Here is a 16732-nt window from a genome sequence, read left to right as displayed (position 1 = left end):
TACTGAAATGCATCTCGGAATCTTTGTGGGAAAATTGCAGTATCACAAAGCGGCGATTGACCGTTATTCAAAATGAGATAGGTTTAGGTACAAATTCTTAACGTGAAACAAGCGAGGGGCGTCCCCCTTCTTTTAGAAAGAAGGGACGCCGAACGGTGTTTTCGCGCAGATACATCAAGAATGGACTACCAAATCTGAACCAGAGTGGGACCGCGGATGCCTCTGTATCAGGGGTCTTTTTTGTGTTTAATTCAGGGTAGATAAGGGGGGATTATGATGGCTAGTCGCATGAAAGAAGATATGAAAGCGGTATTGGAAAATGATCCGGCAGCGCGTGGCTATGTGGATGCGTTTTTGAATTATCCAGGGCTGCACGCGATTTGGTGGCACCGTTTTGCGAACTTTTTTTTATAGGCACGGGATGGTTGTGTTTTCGAAATGGTTGTCGCAGATTGCGCGCTTTTTGACGAATGTGGAGATTCACCCTGGGGCGACGATTGGACGTCGGCTTTTTATCGATCATGGGGCTGGCATTGTAATCGGTGAGACGGCTGAGATTGGCGATGATGTGGTGCTTTTTCATGGGGTGACGCTTGGTGGAACCGGAAAGCATAAGGGAAAGCGCCATCCGACGGTGAAAAATGGTGCCTTGATTTCTGCAGGTGCTAAGATTCTTGGGCCAATCACGATTTGTGAGGATGCCAAAGTTGGCGCTGGTGCGGTGGTCATAAAAGATGTGCCGCTGGGCGCGACGGTTGTTGGTGTTCCAGCGAAAGTGGTGCGATTAAATGGGCGCGTGACGCAACATACGGAACCGCAAATTGCGGAAATGAAACGACGACTTATGGAAATGGAAATAGAGCTTGAAAAAATAAAAAAGAGTACACGAAAAGGAGAAGATGAACAATGACTTTGCAAATTTTTAATACATTGTCTCGTGAGAAGGAGGCATTTACGCCGCTGGAAGATGGGAAGGTCAAAATGTATGTTTGTGGGCCTACTGTTTATAACTATATTCACATTGGGAATGCGCGGCCGATTATTGTGTTTGATACGGTGCGCCGTTATTTGACTTATCGTGGTTTTGATGTGCATTTTGTGTCGAATTTTACGGATGTGGATGATAAATTGATTCGCGCGGCACATGAGTTGGAGCTTTCGGTACCGGAAGTGGCGGAACGCTTTATTGGAGCTTATTTTGATGATGTAAGGCAGTTGAATGTGCGTGATGCGAATGTGCATCCACGGGTGACGCAGGATATGGATGATATTATTGCGTTTATTGATGCGCTAGTTGAAAAAGGGTATGCTTACGCGTCGGCAGGCGATGTGTATTTCCGGACGAAAAAATTCGATGGCTATGGCAAATTATCGCAGCAACCAATCGCGGAATTGCAGCATGGGATTCGTGTGGAGGCTAATGAGCGTAAGGAAGATCAGCTTGATTTCACATTGTGGAAGGCGGCGAAACCTGGTGAGATTTCATGGGAGAGCCCTTGGGGTGACGGGCGTCCGGGATGGCATATTGAGTGCTCGGCGATGGCGCGTAAATACTTAGGGGACACGATCGATATTCACGCTGGTGGACAAGATTTGATTTTTCCGCATCATGAGGATGAAATTGCGCAATCAGAGGCGCTTACTGGGAAACCGTTTGCGAATTATTGGATGCATAATGGTTATATGAATATCGATGGAGAGAAAATGTCGAAGTCGTTGGGGAATTTTATTACGTTACATGAGGTTTTGGAAAAGCACAATGCTAATGTGGTGCGGTTTTTCATGCTATCTGTACATTATCGTCGGCCTATTTCTTATAGTGAGGCACTTTTAGAGGATGCGGAAAATGGTTTGGATCGTTTGCGGACGGCTTATCAAAATGTGGACCACCGCATTCAGGTTGCGGAAGAGGATTACGCGGGGACGCCGGAAGAGGATGACTGGTTGGAGCAGTTAACGGAATTGATTCAGCAGTTTGAAGATGAGATGGATGATGATTTCAATACGGCGAATGCGATTTCGGTCTTTTTCGAACTGGCGAAACGAGCCAATATTTATTTGACGAATGAGCGGATTTCGATTACGGTTTTGCGAGAATTTTTAGGGATGATGACGTTGTTTGCGGACGTACTTGGCTTTAAGTTGGATATAGATGTGGCAGATCAGAGTTTGACGGATGAGGAGATCGAGGATTTGATTGAGGAGCGGATTCAAGCGCGTAATACGCGGGATTTCGCCAGATCAGATGCGATTCGGGATATGTTGAAGGAAAAGCAGATTATATTGGAAGATACGGCTCAAGGTACGCGCTGGAAAAGGGGTTAAGGAATGGCGATTGTGAAAGACTACAAACAGCTTAACGGTTTGGCGCTGGCTTATATGGGAGACTCGATTTATGAACGCCATATCAGAGAGTTACTTTTATCTGAAGGCAAGACAAAACCGAATCATTTGCATAAAACGGCGACGCAATACGTTTCTGCAAAAGCGCAGGCCTATATTTTGCAGGCGATGTATGCGAAGGAATTTTTGACGGAGGAAGAGGATCGGATTGCGAAACGTGGCCGGAATGCAAAGTCAAATAGTGTGCCGAAAAACACGGATTTACAGACATATAATTTGTCATCGGCTTTTGAAGCGGTGATTGGCTATTTATATTTGGGTGGCGAAACGGAGCGTTTGAACGAGTGGCTAGATTTGGCAACGGAGATTATTAAAGCGAAATAAGGAGGCGATGATAAAATGGAGCAAAGTCAGGAATGGATCGCTGGGCGAAATCCAGTGAGTGAAGTATTAAAATCAGAGCGCGACATTCATAAAATTCTTATTGCGGAAGGCTCGCAAAAGGGAAGTATGCAGCAAATTATTGGTGCGGCAAAGGAACGGAAAATACAGGTACAAATCGTGCCGAAATCAAAGATCGATAAGCTGGTGGAAGGCTCACATCAAGGTGTTGCAGCTCAAGTTGCGGCTTATCAATACGCGGAGTTAGATGATCTTTTCGCAAAAGCGGAAGAACGTGAGGAAATGCCGTTTTTCATGATTTTGGATGAATTGGAAGATCCGCATAACCTAGGCTCGATTATGCGTACGGCGGATGCGGTCGGGGCGCACGGGATTATTATTCCGAAACGCCGTGCAGTAGGTTTGACGCAAACGGTTGCCAAGGCTTCGACGGGGGCGATAGAACATATTCCGGTTGTGCGTGTGACGAATATTAGCCGTACAATGGAAGATTTACAGAAGCGTGGCTTGTGGATTTTTGGTACGGATGCAAGTGGGAGTAGCGATTACCGAACGATGGATGCGAATATGCCACTTGCGCTAGTGATTGGTAGCGAGGGCTTTGGGATGAGCCGCCTTGTTCGTGAAAAATGTGATTTTCTTGTACACTTACCAATGCGTGGTGCGGTAACGTCGCTAAATGCATCGGTTGCAGCGAGTGTATTGATGTACGAGATTTATCGCAAACGTTTGCCTCTTGGTGAATAGCGATGAATCGTGTGCTGCTAGTCGATGGTTATAATGTGATCGGGGCATGGCCGGAACTAGCACGCTTGAAGGCCGGTGATCTAGAGTCGGCGCGCAATCAACTAGTGGAGTGGATGGCAGAATACCAGAGTTATACTGGCTACCGAGTGGTTGTCGTGTTCGATGCTCAATACGTCCGAGCCAAAGAGCGCAAATATAAGAAGAATAAAGTCGAAATCGTATTTACAAAAGAAGACGAGACCGCAGATGAATATATTGAGCAGAAAGCGATCGAGTACAAAAATGTCAAAACGCAAGTCATGGTAGCGACAAGTGATTACACAGAACAGTGGGCGATTTTCGGACAAGGTGCGTTGCGAATCTCGGCACGGGAGCTAGTTTTCGAAATTAAGGAAATGACCCATCAGATCACCCGTAAAGTGAAGGAAATCCAAGAAAAACAACCTAAAACAGGCCTAAATATCGATTTTGAGACAATTCAGGCGCTAGAAAAGCTACGAAGAGGCTCAAAATAGTCATTGACGAGCGCTGTTAAACCCTTGTATAATGGGATTTACAGAGGGAATACGAGGCTTGATGAAGGAGGCTTTTTGAAGGTTCCGTTGAAAACAAATGACAGTAAACAAGCAGAGATGAAAATGTTGCAGTTAGCGAGAACGGGCGATACTTTGGCCATGGAACATTTTTTTAAGGCATATCAATCTATCATTTATTGGAAAGCGACCCAGTATTTTTTACAAGGTGCAGAGCGCGATGATTTGGTTCAAGAAGGTATGATAGGTTTATTTAAAGCGATTCGAGATTATAAAGAGGAGCGAGAAGCCTCATTTCGATCTTTTGCAGAGATTTGCATTAACCGACAAATTTTATCGGCAGTAAAGCGTTCGATGCGACAGAAGAATTATGCACTCAATACATCTGTCTCCATTGATACACCTATAGATGATGAGGATGCGATTGATTGGACGTTACTTGACGTGATATCTGAGAAAGAGGCGATGACACCAGAAGATTTCTTAATTCAAAACGAGAATCTGGCAAGTGTCGCACATAAATTAGAAGAAGTGACAAGTGAGTTTGAGCGCGAGGTTCTACATCAATATTTAGAAGGTAAGACCTATCAAGAAATGGCCGTACATTTCAATAAAAAAAGAAAAAAGCGATTGACAACGCGATCCAGCGGGTAAAGAAAAAAATGATGAAGCAAGTGAATGAGTCTTTGTAATTTTGATGCAGGGTGAATATCCTGCTTTTCACAAATCGAGCAAGAGCATGTGTATTCTGCCGGTTTGGTGGTTACTTTTTGGCGGGGAGTTGCAATCTTTGTGTTGCCTAGCTCCGCTTAGGGTTGTACTGCCCCGCCTAACACGAGGTTAACCGTCAAGCTCTGCTTTTCGTTCTTGACTCGAATCGCCATCTAATGGTATATTATTATAGATGTAAAGTGTTGAATGGAGAATTTGGCGCTAAAAGCATAGAAATAAGCGGAGTTGATTGTGATTATGAAGAAAAAGACGTCACTTGCCTGTTCAGAATGTGGATCACGAAACTATTCCGTAGGTGTGGGTGGAACAGCGCGAACTGAACGGCTAGAAGTGAAGAAATTTTGCAGACACTGTAATAAGCATACACTTCATCGCGAAACAAAATAGTGGATTTGGAGGTTATAACATGTCAGCAATTTCAAGGTTTTTCCGTAATGTAAAGTCTGAAATGGGTAAAGTTACATGGCCAACTGGAAAAGAGTTAAGAACGTATACTATTACTGTAATCATTGCCGTAGCTTGTATGGCTGTGTTCTTTATGGTTGTGGACTTTTTGATCGAAATGCTTATTCAGTTTATGCTATAATACTAGGTTTTTTTAACAAAGAATGCTATAATACAATTATTGAGATAGGACCCGACATTTTTTCGGGTTTTTTATTTTGGGTAAGTTTTTTACTATCTAAAATTAATTATCAAAAGGAGGATGACCCCAATTTGGTGGCGGTCAAAGTAAACAAATGGAAAAAAGTTGGTATGTTGTGCACACCTATTCCGGTTATGAAAATAAAGTCAAAGCAAACCTTGAGAAACGTGTAGAATCAATGGGGATGTCAGACAAAATTTTCCGTGTTATGGTTCCTGAAGAGGAAGAAACAGAAGTGAAGAATGGTAAAACAAAAACATTGAAGCGTAAAGTTTTCCCAGGTTACGTATTGGTTGAAATCATCATGACCGATGATTCTTGGTATGTAGTCCGTAATACGCCAGGTGTTACAGGGTTTGTTGGTTCTGCGGGTGCAGGATCGAAGCCAACCGCATTACTTCCAGAAGAAGCGGACAGAATTCTGAAGAGTATGGGCTTGAATGAGCGCCGTCAAGAAGCTGACTTTGAGTTGGGTGAAACGGTGATGGTGAAAGAAGGGCCATTTGCGGAGTTCTCTGGTAAAGTAGAAGAAATCGATAATGATAAGGCAAAAGCGAAAGTTATGGTCAACATGTTCGGCCGCGAAACGCCAGTGGAAGTTGATTTTGATCAAATTGAACGAATCTAAATAATCATGAAGGGCTTGGGATCTAACATCCGGGTCCTTTATTTTGTGGGAGGGCTCTTCATGGCGGCCAACGAATACGCAGGGTACATCTACCTTCAACTAAAAAGCATTGCATCGCTCTACGATATCGATTTCCATCTATACCTCGAAAGTTCTGGCGGTTTCGGTGAGCTTTGTATGGATTGGGACGAGTTGAATGGCTACGCACTGTACGGCGATGAACGTGGTGAAAAACACAGCTTGTTTACGACGCATGAATTCGATGAGTTTAAATATGAGGTTTTTCTCCAGCTCTGTTTTCGAATGGGTTTGGAATATGAGATGAAACACCGAAATCTGGATTATCTCCGTAAAGATGAAGATGATCTTGAGGGGGATACTAGAAAAATAGCTTTTGAAGAAACGATTCGGTTGCTTACAACGATGAGTGCTGATTGGGCAGAACGAGCGGCTGAGCAGTACACAAAATATCTCAATATGTGGCGAAGGACAAAGAATGTGCAGTACGATTTTGAGACAAGTACTTTTCGGACGGTAGACTAACAAAAAAATCTTGCAATCACACGCGCTTAGTGTTATTCTATATGAGGTACAATTTGTGCTGTTTTAACGTGGGAGGGGAAATGATTAACCCCATTAAACCACATCACGGACTTAAGGAGGTGTGTCTCGTGGCTAAAAAAGTAATCAAAGAGGTAAAATTGCAAATTCCAGCAGGTAAAGCTAATCCAGCTCCACCAGTTGGTCCAGCACTAGGTCAAGCGGGTGTTAACATTATGGGATTCTGTAAGGAATTCAATGCGCGCACAAGCGATCAAGCTGGTCTAATTATTCCTGTTGTGATTTCTGTGTATGAAGATCGTTCTTTCACATTCATCACTAAAACTCCGCCAGCAGCAGTCTTGCTTAAAAAAGCAGCTAAAGTTGAAAAAGGATCAGGTGAACCAAACCGTAATAAAGTTGCGGTTGTGAAACGTGCTCAAGTACAAGAAATCGCTGAACTAAAAATGCCAGATCTAAACGCTGCAAATGTTGAATCTGCAATGCGTATGGTTGAAGGTACTGCGCGCAGCATGGGTATTACGGTCGAAGACTAATACCAAACATGTATTACGCGTATCAGGAATAAGAAAAAGAACAACTGAACGAAGCGGGTCGAACCGTTTATCATATTAAGTAATACGTTCATCTTTTCTTATTTCAAATCAGATGTCATATCTGGTTTACGTGGGAGGAAATTCCGATATAACCACAGAATAGGAGGAAAAAAGAATGGCTAAGAAAGGTAAAAAGTATCAAGATGCTGTCAAGCTAATCGATGCTGACAAAGCTTATTCCGTTGAAGAAGCTGTCGAACTTGCTCAAAAAGCAGACTTCGCTAAATTCGATGCAACTGTTGAAGTAGCATTTCGTTTAGGCGTTGACCCTAAAAAAGCAGATCAACAAATCCGCGGCGCTGTTGTACTTCCGAATGGAACAGGTAAAACACAACGCGTATTAGTATTTGCAAAAGGCGAGAAAGCAAAAGAAGCTGAGGCTGCTGGCGCTGATTTCGTTGGAGAAGGCGACTACGTTACTAAAATTAACCAAGGCTGGTTTGATTTTGACGTTATCGTAGCAACACCTGATATGATGGGTGAAGTTGGTAAATTAGGCCGTGTCTTAGGACCAAAAGGTTTAATGCCAAACCCTAAAACAGGAACAGTAACTATGGACGTAACAAAAGCCGTAAACGAAATCAAAGCTGGTAAAGTAGAATACCGCGTTGACAAGTCTGGTAATGTCCATACTGGGATTGGTAAAGTATCATTTGATGCTGCCAAGCTTGTTGAGAACTTCCGTACAATTAACGATGTTCTTCAAAAAGCAAAACCTGCTGCGGCTAAGGGAGTATATGTGAAAAACGTAAGCGTTACAACTACATTTGGTCCTGGTGTTAAAGTAGATCCATCTTCATTCTAAGTTTTTCTTAGGTATGAGCTTGACGCCGTTATTCTATTTTGGTAGAATAACAAAGTCAAAACAAAACAGAATATCCTAACCGTAGACAGCAGGCGCGTCTTGTACGCTTAAATTTGCCCGCCGAGGATTTTGAAAGTTAGTTCCATTGTGAATCTGGCTTGTAAACCCCTCACGTCTACGGTGTGAGGGGTTTCTTATATGCTTTGAGGTCGCTCGCGCGGCTTCGGAACAATCATGATGGAGGTGGAAAACAAAGATGAGTACAATTTTAGAATTGAAACAAGGTGCTGTTGATGAAATCACTACAAAATTCAAAGACAGTGCTTCTACAGTAATCGTTGACTATCGCGGTTTAACAGTTGCTGAAATCACCGAATTACGTAAACAATTACGTGAAGCTGGTATTGATTTTAAAGTATACAAGAACTCGTTAATGCGTCGTGCTGCTGAAGCTGCTGGCTTAGAAGGCTTGAACGAAGTATTGACAGGTCCTAGCGCTATCGCTTTCAGTAATGAAGACGTTGTTGCTCCTGCTAAAATCATTCATGAATTTGCGGAGAAACACGAAGCATTAGAAATTAAAGCTGGTATCATCGAAGGTAAAGTATCTTCAGTTGAAGATGTTAAAGCTCTTGCTTCTCTACCATCACGCGACGGCTTACTATCTATGCTGCTTAGCGTACTTCAAGCTCCAGTTCGTAACTTGGCACTTGCAACAAAAGCTGTTGCAACTCAAAAAGAAGAACAAGGCGCGTAAGTTTTACCTGGTGAATTTTCACCAACAACCAATATCGGCTTAGACCGAAAAATTATATTATAATGGAGGAATTTCAAAATGGCTTTAAACATTGAAGAAATCATTGCTTCCGTAAAAGAAGCAACTGTATTAGAATTAAACGATTTAGTAAAAGCAATCGAAGAAGAATTTGGCGTAACTGCTGCTGCTCCTGTAGCTGCTGGTGCTGCTGTTGGTGGCGCTGCTGCCGCTGAACAAACTGAATTCACAGTAGAACTAGCTTCTGCTGGAGATCAAAAAATCAAAGTTATCAAAGTGGTTCGTGAAATCACTGGTCTTGGCTTGAAAGAAGCTAAAGAAGTTGTAGATAACGCTCCTAAAGCTCTTAAAGAAGGCGTAACTAAAGACGAAGCAGACGAAATCGTTGCTAAACTTGAAGAAGTTGGCGCTAACGTAGCTGTTAAATAAAAACGAAAAGTTGAACGTGCCCGTCAGCTTCGAAAAAATTTGTTAGGGGGCAATGAATGTTCATTTCATTCACAACTCATATTGAGGTTCTAAGGAATCATAAATCACTTCCTAAGAATCACAACAAATTTCCGAGAAGCTGGCACGCGAAACTAGACAAGAAGAGCGCCAAATTAGCCTTACGCTGATGTGGCGCTCTTCTTTTTCTATACATAGAAAGGCAGTGGAAAATGTGAGCAATAAACATTATTATACGAAAAATAGTGACTTAGATCATAATCGTAAAACGTGGAATTTCGAACTGCGCGGAGCTTCCATCAAATTTATCAGTGATGCTGGTGTTTTCTCAAAGACAACGGTTGATTTTGGTTCGCGACTTCTGATTGAAAGTTTTGAAGCGAGTAACCCATCAGGGAAAATGCTGGACGTTGGTTGTGGCTATGGCCCAATCGGTCTTGCCTTTGCGAAAAGTTATCCTGAGGCGCAGGTGGATATGATTGATGTGAACGACCGTGCGCTGGAACTATCTGCGGAAAATGCAGCGAATAATGGGTTGGCGAATGTGCGTGTTTTTGAGAGTTCTGTATATGCCGGTGTGACGGATCGCGATTATACGGATATTATTAGTAACCCACCAATTCGCGCGGGTAAAAAGATAGTGCACGAGATTCTGACTGGTAGCTTTGAACGATTAGAAACTGGTGGAAGTCTGTGGATCGTGATTCAGAAAAAACAAGGTGGCCCTTCTGCTGCGGCGAAAATGGAAGAGGTTTTCGGAAATGTGGGAGTCGTTGCGAAGGATAAGGGATATTTTATTTACCGGAGTATGAAAGAAGTATAAGCAAAGCGGAGTCCTAATCATTGACGCCGTCTTTTCACTATGATATTATAGTAAGATGCCAAAAGAATCGATATCGCCATATGTAGCGGTGAATATTGAGGAATTGCAGTTTTAGCCTGTTTGGTTCACATAGCAAGGAAATAGTGGTTTTCTTTAAGGAGCCCACTTTCTTTTTGTCTTTTTTAGGTATTTTTGCCAAGTTCCATTGTACTATTTTTGCTGCAATGTGCTTAATAAATTTAGTTTATTTGAGAGGGTGAATGAGTTGTCAGGTCAACTAGTTCAGTACGGAAGACATCGCCAACGTAGAAGTTTCGCTCGTATTAGTGAAGTGTTGGAATTGCCAAACTTAATCGAGATTCAATCGAAGTCCTACCAATGGTTTTTGGATGAGGGATTACGTGAAATGTTCCGCGATATTTCTCCAATTGAGGATTTTGCTGGGAATTTGTCACTAGAATTTATCGACTACAATTTGGGAGATCCGAAATATTCAGTAGAAGAGTCGAAAAACCGTGATGCGAATTATGCAGCACCATTGCGTGTAAAGTTACGTCTTATTAATAAAGAGACGGGTGAAGTGAAAGACCAAGAAGTATTTATGGGTGATTTCCCGCTTATGACCGAGATGGGTACGTTTGTTATCAATGGCGCCGAGCGTGTTATTGTATCGCAATTAGTTCGTTCCCCAGGTGTTTATTTTAACGGGAAACTCGATAAAAATGGTAAAAAAAGGTTTTGGCTCTACTGTCATCCCTAACCGTGGGGCATGGCTTGAGTACGAAACAGACGCGAAAGATGTTGTCCATGTAAGGATCGACCGGACGCGTAAATTACCAGTTACTGTTCTTTTACGTGCGCTTGGATTTGGCTCCGATAGCGAAATCTTGGAATTAATCGGGGAGAATGACTACTTACGCAACACTCTTGAGAAAGATAATACCGATAATGCGGACAAAGCATTGCTTGAGATTTACGAGCGCTTACGTCCTGGTGAACCACCAACTGTTGAGAATGCGAAAAGCTTGCTTGTATCGCGTTTCTTTGATCCAAAACGCTATGATTTAGCGAATGTTGGTCGTTATAAAATCAACAAGAAACTGCATTTGAAGAACCGTTTATTTAACCAAACACTGGCAGAAACGTTAGTAGATCCAGAAACTGGTGAAATTATCGCGTCTAAAGGTGATATCTTAGATCGTCGTAAATTGGATTCGATCATTGAAAACCTTGAAAATGGTGTCGGATTCCGCACGTTACGCCCAACGGATGGTGTAATGGAAGACAGCGTTGTTGTTCAATCGATCAAAATTTACGCACCAAATAGTGAAGAGGAGAAAATTATCAATGTTATTGGTAATGCTTATATTGATGCGAGCGTAAAACACATTACGCCGGCTGATATTATTTCTTCTATTAGCTACTTCTTCAACCTGCTTCACGGAGTAGGGGACACAGACGATATTGACCATCTGGGTAACCGTCGTTTGCGTTCTGTTGGGGAACTTTTACAAAATCAATTCCGTATCGGGTTGTCTCGTATGGAGCGTGTGGTTCGTGAGCGTATGTCGATTCAAGACATGAGCACGGTGACGCCGCAACAATTGATTAACATTCGTCCGGTTGTCGCATCCATTAAAGAATTCTTTGGTAGCTCGCAGTTATCACAGTTTATGGATCAGACTAATCCACTTGCCGAGTTGACGCATAAACGTCGTCTTTCAGCGCTTGGACCCGGTGGTTTGACGCGTGAACGTGCTGGTTATGAAGTACGTGACGTGCATTATTCTCACTATGGTCGTATGTGTCCGATTGAAACGCCTGAGGGACCAAACATTGGGTTGATTAACTCCTTGTCCTCTTTTGCGAAAGTGAATAAATTTGGCTTTATTGAAACACCATATCGTCGTGTTGATCCTGAGACGAACCGCGTAACAGATAAGATCGATTATCTAACTGCGGACGAAGAGGATAACTATGTAGTAGCCCAAGCGAACTCCAAGTTGGACGAGCAAGGTAGCTTTACTGAAGAAGAAGTTATGGCTCGTTTCCGTTCTGCCAACTTAGCTGTAGAAAAAGAACGTATCGATTACATGGATGTATCGCCAAAACAAGTAGTTTCGGTTGCGACGGCATGTATTCCGTTCCTTGAAAATGATGACTCCAACCGTGCGCTAATGGGAGCAAACATGCAACGTCAAGCGGTACCACTTTTGAATCCAGAAGCTCCGATCGTCGGAACTGGTATGGAGCACGTCTCTGCGCGTGATTCTGGTGCTGCTGTCGTATGTAAGCATGATGGTGTCGTTGAGCACGTGGAAGCAAAAGAAATCTGGATTCGCCGCATTTCAGAGATCGATGGCAAAGAAGTAAGCGGTGGTATTGATAAATATACATTGCGCAAATTTGTCCGTTCGAATCATGGTACGTGTTATAACCAATATCCAAACGTAGCAGAAGGAGACCGAGTTACAAAAGGCGAAATCCTTGGTAACGGACCTTCTATGGATTCAGGTGAGCTTGCCCTAGGCCGTAACGTACTTGTTGCGTTCATGACTTGGGATGGTTACAACTATGAGGATGCGATCATCATGAGTGAACGTCTTGTAAAAGATGATGTTTACACGTCGATTCATATTGAAGAATTTGAATCAGAAGCTCGTGATACAAAACTCGGACCTGAGGAAATGACGCGCGACATTCCAAATGTTGGGGAAGACGCATTGCGTGACCTTGACGAACGCGGAATCATTCGTGTCGGAGCAGAAGTGAAAGACGGCGATTTGCTTGTCGGTAAAGTAACGCCAAAAGGTGTAACAGAGCTAACAGCAGAGGAGCGTTTACTACACGCAATCTTCGGTGAAAAAGCACGTGAAGTTCGCGATACATCCCTACGCGTACCACATGGTGGCGACGGTATTGTCCTTGACGTGAAGATCTTTACACGTGAAGCAGGCGATGAATTACCACCAGGTGTGAATCAACTCGTACGTGTTTATATCGTTCAAAAACGTAAAATTCACGAAGGTGATAAAATGGCCGGACGTCACGGAAATAAAGGGGTTATCTCTCGTATTTTGCCAGAGGAAGACATGCCTTATATGCCAGACGGAACGCCAGTTGACATCATGCTTAACCCGCTAGGTGTACCATCACGTATGAACATTGGACAAGTATTGGAGCTTCACTTAGGAATGGCTGCTCGTTACCTCGGAATCCACATTGCGACACCAGTATTTGATGGCGCGAACGATAACGACGTATGGAGTACAGTAGCCGAATCCGGTATGGCACCAGATGCCAAGACCGTTTTATACGATGGCCGCACAGGGGAACCATTTGACAACCGTATTTCTGTTGGTATCATGTATATGATTAAACTTGCCCACATGGTTGACGATAAATTACATGCACGTTCAACTGGTCCATACTCACTAGTAACACAACAACCACTAGGTGGTAAAGCACAGTTCGGTGGACAACGTTTTGGAGAGATGGAAGTATGGGCGCTAGAAGCATACGGTGCCGCTTACACCCTTCAAGAAATCCTAACGATCAAATCCGATGACGTAGTAGGTCGTGTGAAAACATACGAAGCCATTGTCAAAGGTGAAAGCATTCCAGAACCAGGCGTACCAGAATCCTTCAAGGTATTAATTAAAGAGCTTCAAAGTCTAGGAATGGACGTAAAAATCCTCTCTGCAGACAAAGAAGAAATTGAATTACGCGACCTAGAAGATGAAGAATTTGGCGCCCAAAATGACGCTTTCAACATCGTATCCGAACCAGTGAAACCAGCAGGTATTATAGATTCGAATCAATGATATATAAAGCCAAGCGCATTTCATTCTGTAGAGAATGAAATGCGCGAAGCTAAAATAGAACATGAATAACAAAAACGTTAGACGGATGGAAGACGCCAAACCTATTTTTAGAATGGGTAAGACGTATATACTGCTTTAATCAAATCGAGCGAAAGCGGTTGTATTCATTATTGTTGTGGAAGCCGGAAGCGGAGCATACTTGCGTATGTGAGAACCGGAAGTCCGCAAGAATAGATGAATGCGAGCGCTTGTCGCCGATTTACATGAGATAGGCTATCCGCCATAACTTTAGGAGGTAGACCATTGGTGTTAGATGTGAAAAATTTTGAGTATATGAAAATAGGTCTTGCGTCTCCAGATAAAATTCGTTCATGGTCACACGGAGAAGTTAAAAAACCAGAAACAATCAACTATCGTACGCTGAAACCTGAGCGTGACGGTTTGTTCTGCGAAAGAATCTTCGGACCAATGAAAGACTGGGAATGTTCTTGTGGGAAATACAAACGTGTTCGCTATAAAGGCGTAGTTTGTGACCGCTGTGGCGTTGAAGTCACGAAGTCCAAAGTTCGTCGTGAACGTATGGGACACATTGAGCTTGCTGCACCAGTAACACATATTTGGTATTTCAAAGGTATTCCAAGCCGTATGGGACTTGCGCTTGACATGTCACCGCGTGCGCTGGAAGAAGTTATCTATTTTGCTTCCTATGTTGTAACAGAACCAGGCGATACACCGCTTGAAAAGAAACAATTACTTTCAGAAAAAGAGTACCGCGTTTATCGTGAGAAATATAGTCAGTCGTTCCAAGCTGGGATGGGCGCAGAAGCAATCAAAAAACTTCTCGCAGACATCCAACTTGAAAAAGAAGTGGCCGGCTTGAAAGAAGAGTTGAAATCGGCACAAGGGCAACGTAGAACTCGTGCGATTCGTCGTTTAGAAGTTCTAGAAGCGTTCCGTCATTCTGGCAATGATCCAAGTTGGATGGTGCTTGACGTGCTTCCAGTTATCCCGCCAGAAATCCGTCCAATGGTACAACTTGAAGGTGGACGTTTTGCGACAAGTGATTTGAATGACCTTTATCGCCGTGTAATTAACCGGAATAACCGTCTGAAACGCTTGCTTGATTTAGGTGCGCCTAACATCATCGTGCAAAATGAAAAACGGATGCTCCAAGAAGCAGTCGATGCTTTGATTGATAATGGTCGTCGTGGCCGTCCGGTAACAGGACCAGGTAACCGTCCACTGAAATCACTGTCTCACATGCTAAAAGGGAAACAAGGTCGTTTCCGTCAAAACTTACTAGGTAAACGTGTCGATTATTCTGGTCGTTCCGTTATCGTCGTAGGTCCGAACCTTAAAATGTACCAATGTGGACTTCCAAAAGAAATGGCGCTCGAACTATTCAAGCCTTTCGTTATGAAAGAATTGGTAGGCCGTGGCCTTGCGCATAATATTAAGAGCGCAAAACGCAAAATCGAACGTTCTTCACCTGAAATTTGGGATGTATTAGAAGAAGTTATTCGTGAGCATCCAGTACTACTTAACCGCGCACCTACTTTGCATAGACTAGGTATCCAAGCTTTCGAACCAACACTTGTTGAAGGCCGTGCGATTCGTCTGCATCCGCTAGTATGTACAGCTTATAACGCCGATTTTGATGGTGACCAAATGGCTGTCCATGTGCCGCTATCCGCAGAAGCACAAGCAGAGGCACGTATTTTGATGCTCGCTGCCCAAAACATTTTGAATCCGAAAGATGGTAAACCGGTTGTAACGCCTTCTCAAGATATGGTACTAGGTAACTACTACTTAACGCTTGAACGTGAAGGTACAATTGGCGAAGGTACGGTATTTACAGATATTAACGAAGCACAGTTAGCTTACCAAAACGGTTATGTTCACTTGCATTCACGTATCGCTGTTGTCGCAGGCTCGATTGACAATGAAAGATTTACCGATGAACAACGTCAGCAACTCTTGATTACAACGGTAGGTAAACTGATTTTCAATACAATTTTACCGACGTCGTTCCCATATATTAACGAACCGACAGATTACAATCTGGAAGTCGAAACGCCGAAAAAATATTTCGTAGATACGAACACGGACGTGAAAAAACACATTCAAGAACAAGCAATCGTGGACCCGTTCAAGAAGAAAATCCTCGGTAATATCATCGCGGAAGTCTTCAAACGATTCCATATTACAGAAACGTCTCGCATGCTCGATCGCATGAAAGACCTAGGGTTCAAAATCTCTACAAAAGCCGGTATGACTGTTGGTATCGCCGATATCTTGACGCTGGAAGAAAAGCATGACATTCTTGAAGAAGCGCATGATAAAGTAGAGAAAATCACGAAAACATTCCGTCGTGGTCTGATTACGGATGATGAAAGATATGAACGTGTTATCGCTGTCTGGAACGAAGCGAAAGACGTTATCCAAGGCAAACTGATCTTGAGTTTGGATCGCTTAAACCCGATCTTCATGATGCAAGATTCCGGAGCTCGTGGTAACATCTCCAACTTTACACAGCTAGCAGGTATGCGTGGTCTGATGGCCGATCCATCTGGACGTATCGTAGAACTTCCAATCACATCGAATTTCCGTGAGGGACTAACTGTCTTGGAATACTTTATCTCGACCCATGGTGCGCGTAAAGGTCTTACCGATACCGCCCTTAAAACTGCCGATTCAGGTTACCTTACTCGTCGTTTGGTTGACGTGGCGCAAGATGTTATCATTCGTGAATACGATTGTGGCACCGACCGTGGACTTGAAATCCAAGCTATCCGTGAAGGTACTGAAATCATCGAAGCACTGGAAGAACGTTTGGAAGGTCGCTATGCTCGTAAATCGATCAGACACCC

General features: G+C 43.2%; 14 protein-coding genes, 3 pseudogenes and 1 other annotated feature. All 17 genes and pseudogenes read left to right on the top strand.

Annotation, left to right across the window (positions count from 1 at the left end; translation table 11 throughout):
- Positions 1 to 276 precede the first annotated feature (276 nt).
- Positions 277 to 910 (top strand): annotated as a pseudogene (gene cysE / locus PGRAN_RS14115) (serine O-acetyltransferase).
- A complete protein-coding gene (gene cysS, locus PGRAN_RS14110; protein ID WP_036068060.1) occupies positions 907 to 2325 on the top strand; it encodes a cysteine--tRNA ligase in 1419 nt (472 codons plus the stop codon). The pseudogene cysE and the gene cysS overlap by 4 nt, the downstream one beginning before the upstream one ends.
- Before the next feature lie 3 nt (positions 2326 to 2328).
- On the top strand, positions 2329 to 2727 hold the full coding sequence (locus tag PGRAN_RS14105) for a Mini-ribonuclease 3 (RefSeq protein ID WP_036068057.1): 399 nt from the start codon (positions 2329 to 2331) through the stop codon (positions 2725 to 2727).
- 15 nt (positions 2728 to 2742) lie between these two features.
- Positions 2743 to 3492 (top strand): 23S rRNA (guanosine(2251)-2'-O)-methyltransferase RlmB, encoded by a 750-nt coding sequence (gene rlmB, locus PGRAN_RS14100; protein ID WP_036068055.1) that lies wholly within the window; start codon positions 2743 to 2745, stop codon positions 3490 to 3492.
- A gap of 2 nt (positions 3493 to 3494) precedes the next feature.
- Positions 3495 to 4007, top strand: a complete 513-nt coding sequence (locus tag PGRAN_RS14095) for an NYN domain-containing protein (protein ID WP_036068053.1) — start codon at positions 3495 to 3497, stop codon at positions 4005 to 4007.
- A 117-nt stretch (positions 4008 to 4124) separates the two neighbouring features.
- Positions 4125 to 4717: pseudogene (locus PGRAN_RS14090) on the top strand (RNA polymerase factor sigma-70).
- 277 nt (positions 4718 to 4994) lie between these two features.
- Positions 4995 to 5144 (top strand): 50S ribosomal protein L33, encoded by a 150-nt coding sequence (rpmG, locus tag PGRAN_RS16460; protein ID WP_077912854.1) that lies wholly within the window; start codon positions 4995 to 4997, stop codon positions 5142 to 5144.
- Positions 5145 to 5163: 19 nt separating this feature from the next.
- Positions 5164 to 5343, top strand: a complete 180-nt coding sequence (gene secE / locus PGRAN_RS14085; protein ID WP_036068051.1) for a preprotein translocase subunit SecE — start codon at positions 5164 to 5166, stop codon at positions 5341 to 5343.
- Between the two features lie 154 nt (positions 5344 to 5497).
- On the top strand, positions 5498 to 6031 hold the full coding sequence (gene nusG / locus PGRAN_RS14080) for a transcription termination/antitermination protein NusG (RefSeq protein ID WP_036068049.1): 534 nt from the start codon (positions 5498 to 5500) through the stop codon (positions 6029 to 6031).
- A gap of 60 nt (positions 6032 to 6091) precedes the next feature.
- Positions 6092 to 6574, top strand: coding sequence for an Imm63 family immunity protein (locus PGRAN_RS14075; protein WP_036068047.1), 483 nt, complete (start codon positions 6092 to 6094; stop codon positions 6572 to 6574).
- A 128-nt stretch (positions 6575 to 6702) separates the two neighbouring features.
- Positions 6703 to 7128, top strand: a complete 426-nt coding sequence (rplK, locus tag PGRAN_RS14070) for a 50S ribosomal protein L11 (protein ID WP_036068045.1) — start codon at positions 6703 to 6705, stop codon at positions 7126 to 7128.
- Positions 7129 to 7303: 175 nt separating this feature from the next.
- Complete coding sequence (gene rplA / locus PGRAN_RS14065) at positions 7304 to 7993, top strand: 50S ribosomal protein L1 (protein ID WP_036068042.1); 690 nt, start codon at positions 7304 to 7306, stop codon at positions 7991 to 7993.
- Positions 7994 to 8054: 61 nt separating this feature from the next.
- Positions 8055 to 8198 (top strand) — a sequence feature (ribosomal protein L10 leader region).
- A gap of 51 nt (positions 8199 to 8249) precedes the next feature.
- Positions 8250 to 8750 carry a 50S ribosomal protein L10 gene (gene rplJ, locus PGRAN_RS14060; protein ID WP_036068039.1) on the top strand — a complete coding sequence of 167 codons (501 nt, stop codon included), beginning with the start codon at positions 8250 to 8252 and terminating at the stop codon, positions 8748 to 8750.
- A gap of 78 nt (positions 8751 to 8828) precedes the next feature.
- A complete protein-coding gene (gene rplL, locus PGRAN_RS14055; protein ID WP_036068036.1) occupies positions 8829 to 9197 on the top strand; it encodes a 50S ribosomal protein L7/L12 in 369 nt (122 codons plus the stop codon).
- A 187-nt stretch (positions 9198 to 9384) separates the two neighbouring features.
- Positions 9385 to 10038: a class I SAM-dependent methyltransferase gene (locus tag PGRAN_RS14050; RefSeq protein WP_051998671.1), complete on the top strand. Its 654-nt coding sequence runs from the start codon at positions 9385 to 9387 to the stop codon at positions 10036 to 10038.
- Positions 10039 to 10294: 256 nt separating this feature from the next.
- A pseudogene (gene rpoB, locus PGRAN_RS14045) lies at positions 10295 to 13862 on the top strand (DNA-directed RNA polymerase subunit beta).
- Positions 13863 to 14168: 306 nt separating this feature from the next.
- A partial coding sequence (gene rpoC, locus PGRAN_RS14040) for a DNA-directed RNA polymerase subunit beta' (RefSeq protein WP_036068033.1) occupies positions 14169 to 16732 on the top strand: 2564 nt, incomplete at its 3' end.

The organism is Listeria grandensis FSL F6-0971 (assembly GCF_000525835.1).
GTDB lineage: Bacteria > Bacillota > Bacilli > Lactobacillales > Listeriaceae > Listeria_A > Listeria_A grandensis.
This window is presented reverse-complemented; position numbering and strand designations above follow the sequence as displayed.

Excerpts from the sequence above, each read along its gene's own strand:
- cysS (WP_036068060.1), top strand. The coding sequence starts at position 907 with ATGACTTTGCAAATTTTTAATACATTGTCTCGTGAGAAGGAGGCATTT.
- rlmB (WP_036068055.1), top strand. The coding sequence starts at position 2,743 with ATGGAGCAAAGTCAGGAATGGATCGCTGGGCGAAATCCAGTGAGTGAA.
- rplL (WP_036068036.1), top strand. The coding sequence starts at position 8,829 with ATGGCTTTAAACATTGAAGAAATCATTGCTTCCGTAAAAGAAGCAACT.
- nusG (WP_036068049.1), top strand. The coding sequence starts at position 5,498 with ATGGAAAAAAGTTGGTATGTTGTGCACACCTATTCCGGTTATGAAAAT.
- PGRAN_RS14050 (WP_051998671.1), top strand. The coding sequence starts at position 9,385 with ATGTGGCGCTCTTCTTTTTCTATACATAGAAAGGCAGTGGAAAATGTG.
- rplJ (WP_036068039.1), top strand. The coding sequence starts at position 8,250 with ATGAGTACAATTTTAGAATTGAAACAAGGTGCTGTTGATGAAATCACT.
- rpmG (WP_077912854.1), top strand. The coding sequence starts at position 4,995 with ATGAAGAAAAAGACGTCACTTGCCTGTTCAGAATGTGGATCACGAAAC.
- PGRAN_RS14095 (WP_036068053.1), top strand. The coding sequence starts at position 3,495 with ATGAATCGTGTGCTGCTAGTCGATGGTTATAATGTGATCGGGGCATGG.
- secE (WP_036068051.1), top strand. The coding sequence starts at position 5,164 with ATGTCAGCAATTTCAAGGTTTTTCCGTAATGTAAAGTCTGAAATGGGT.
- PGRAN_RS14105 (WP_036068057.1), top strand. The coding sequence starts at position 2,329 with ATGGCGATTGTGAAAGACTACAAACAGCTTAACGGTTTGGCGCTGGCT.
- PGRAN_RS14075 (WP_036068047.1), top strand. The coding sequence starts at position 6,092 with ATGGCGGCCAACGAATACGCAGGGTACATCTACCTTCAACTAAAAAGC.
- rplA (WP_036068042.1), top strand. The coding sequence starts at position 7,304 with ATGGCTAAGAAAGGTAAAAAGTATCAAGATGCTGTCAAGCTAATCGAT.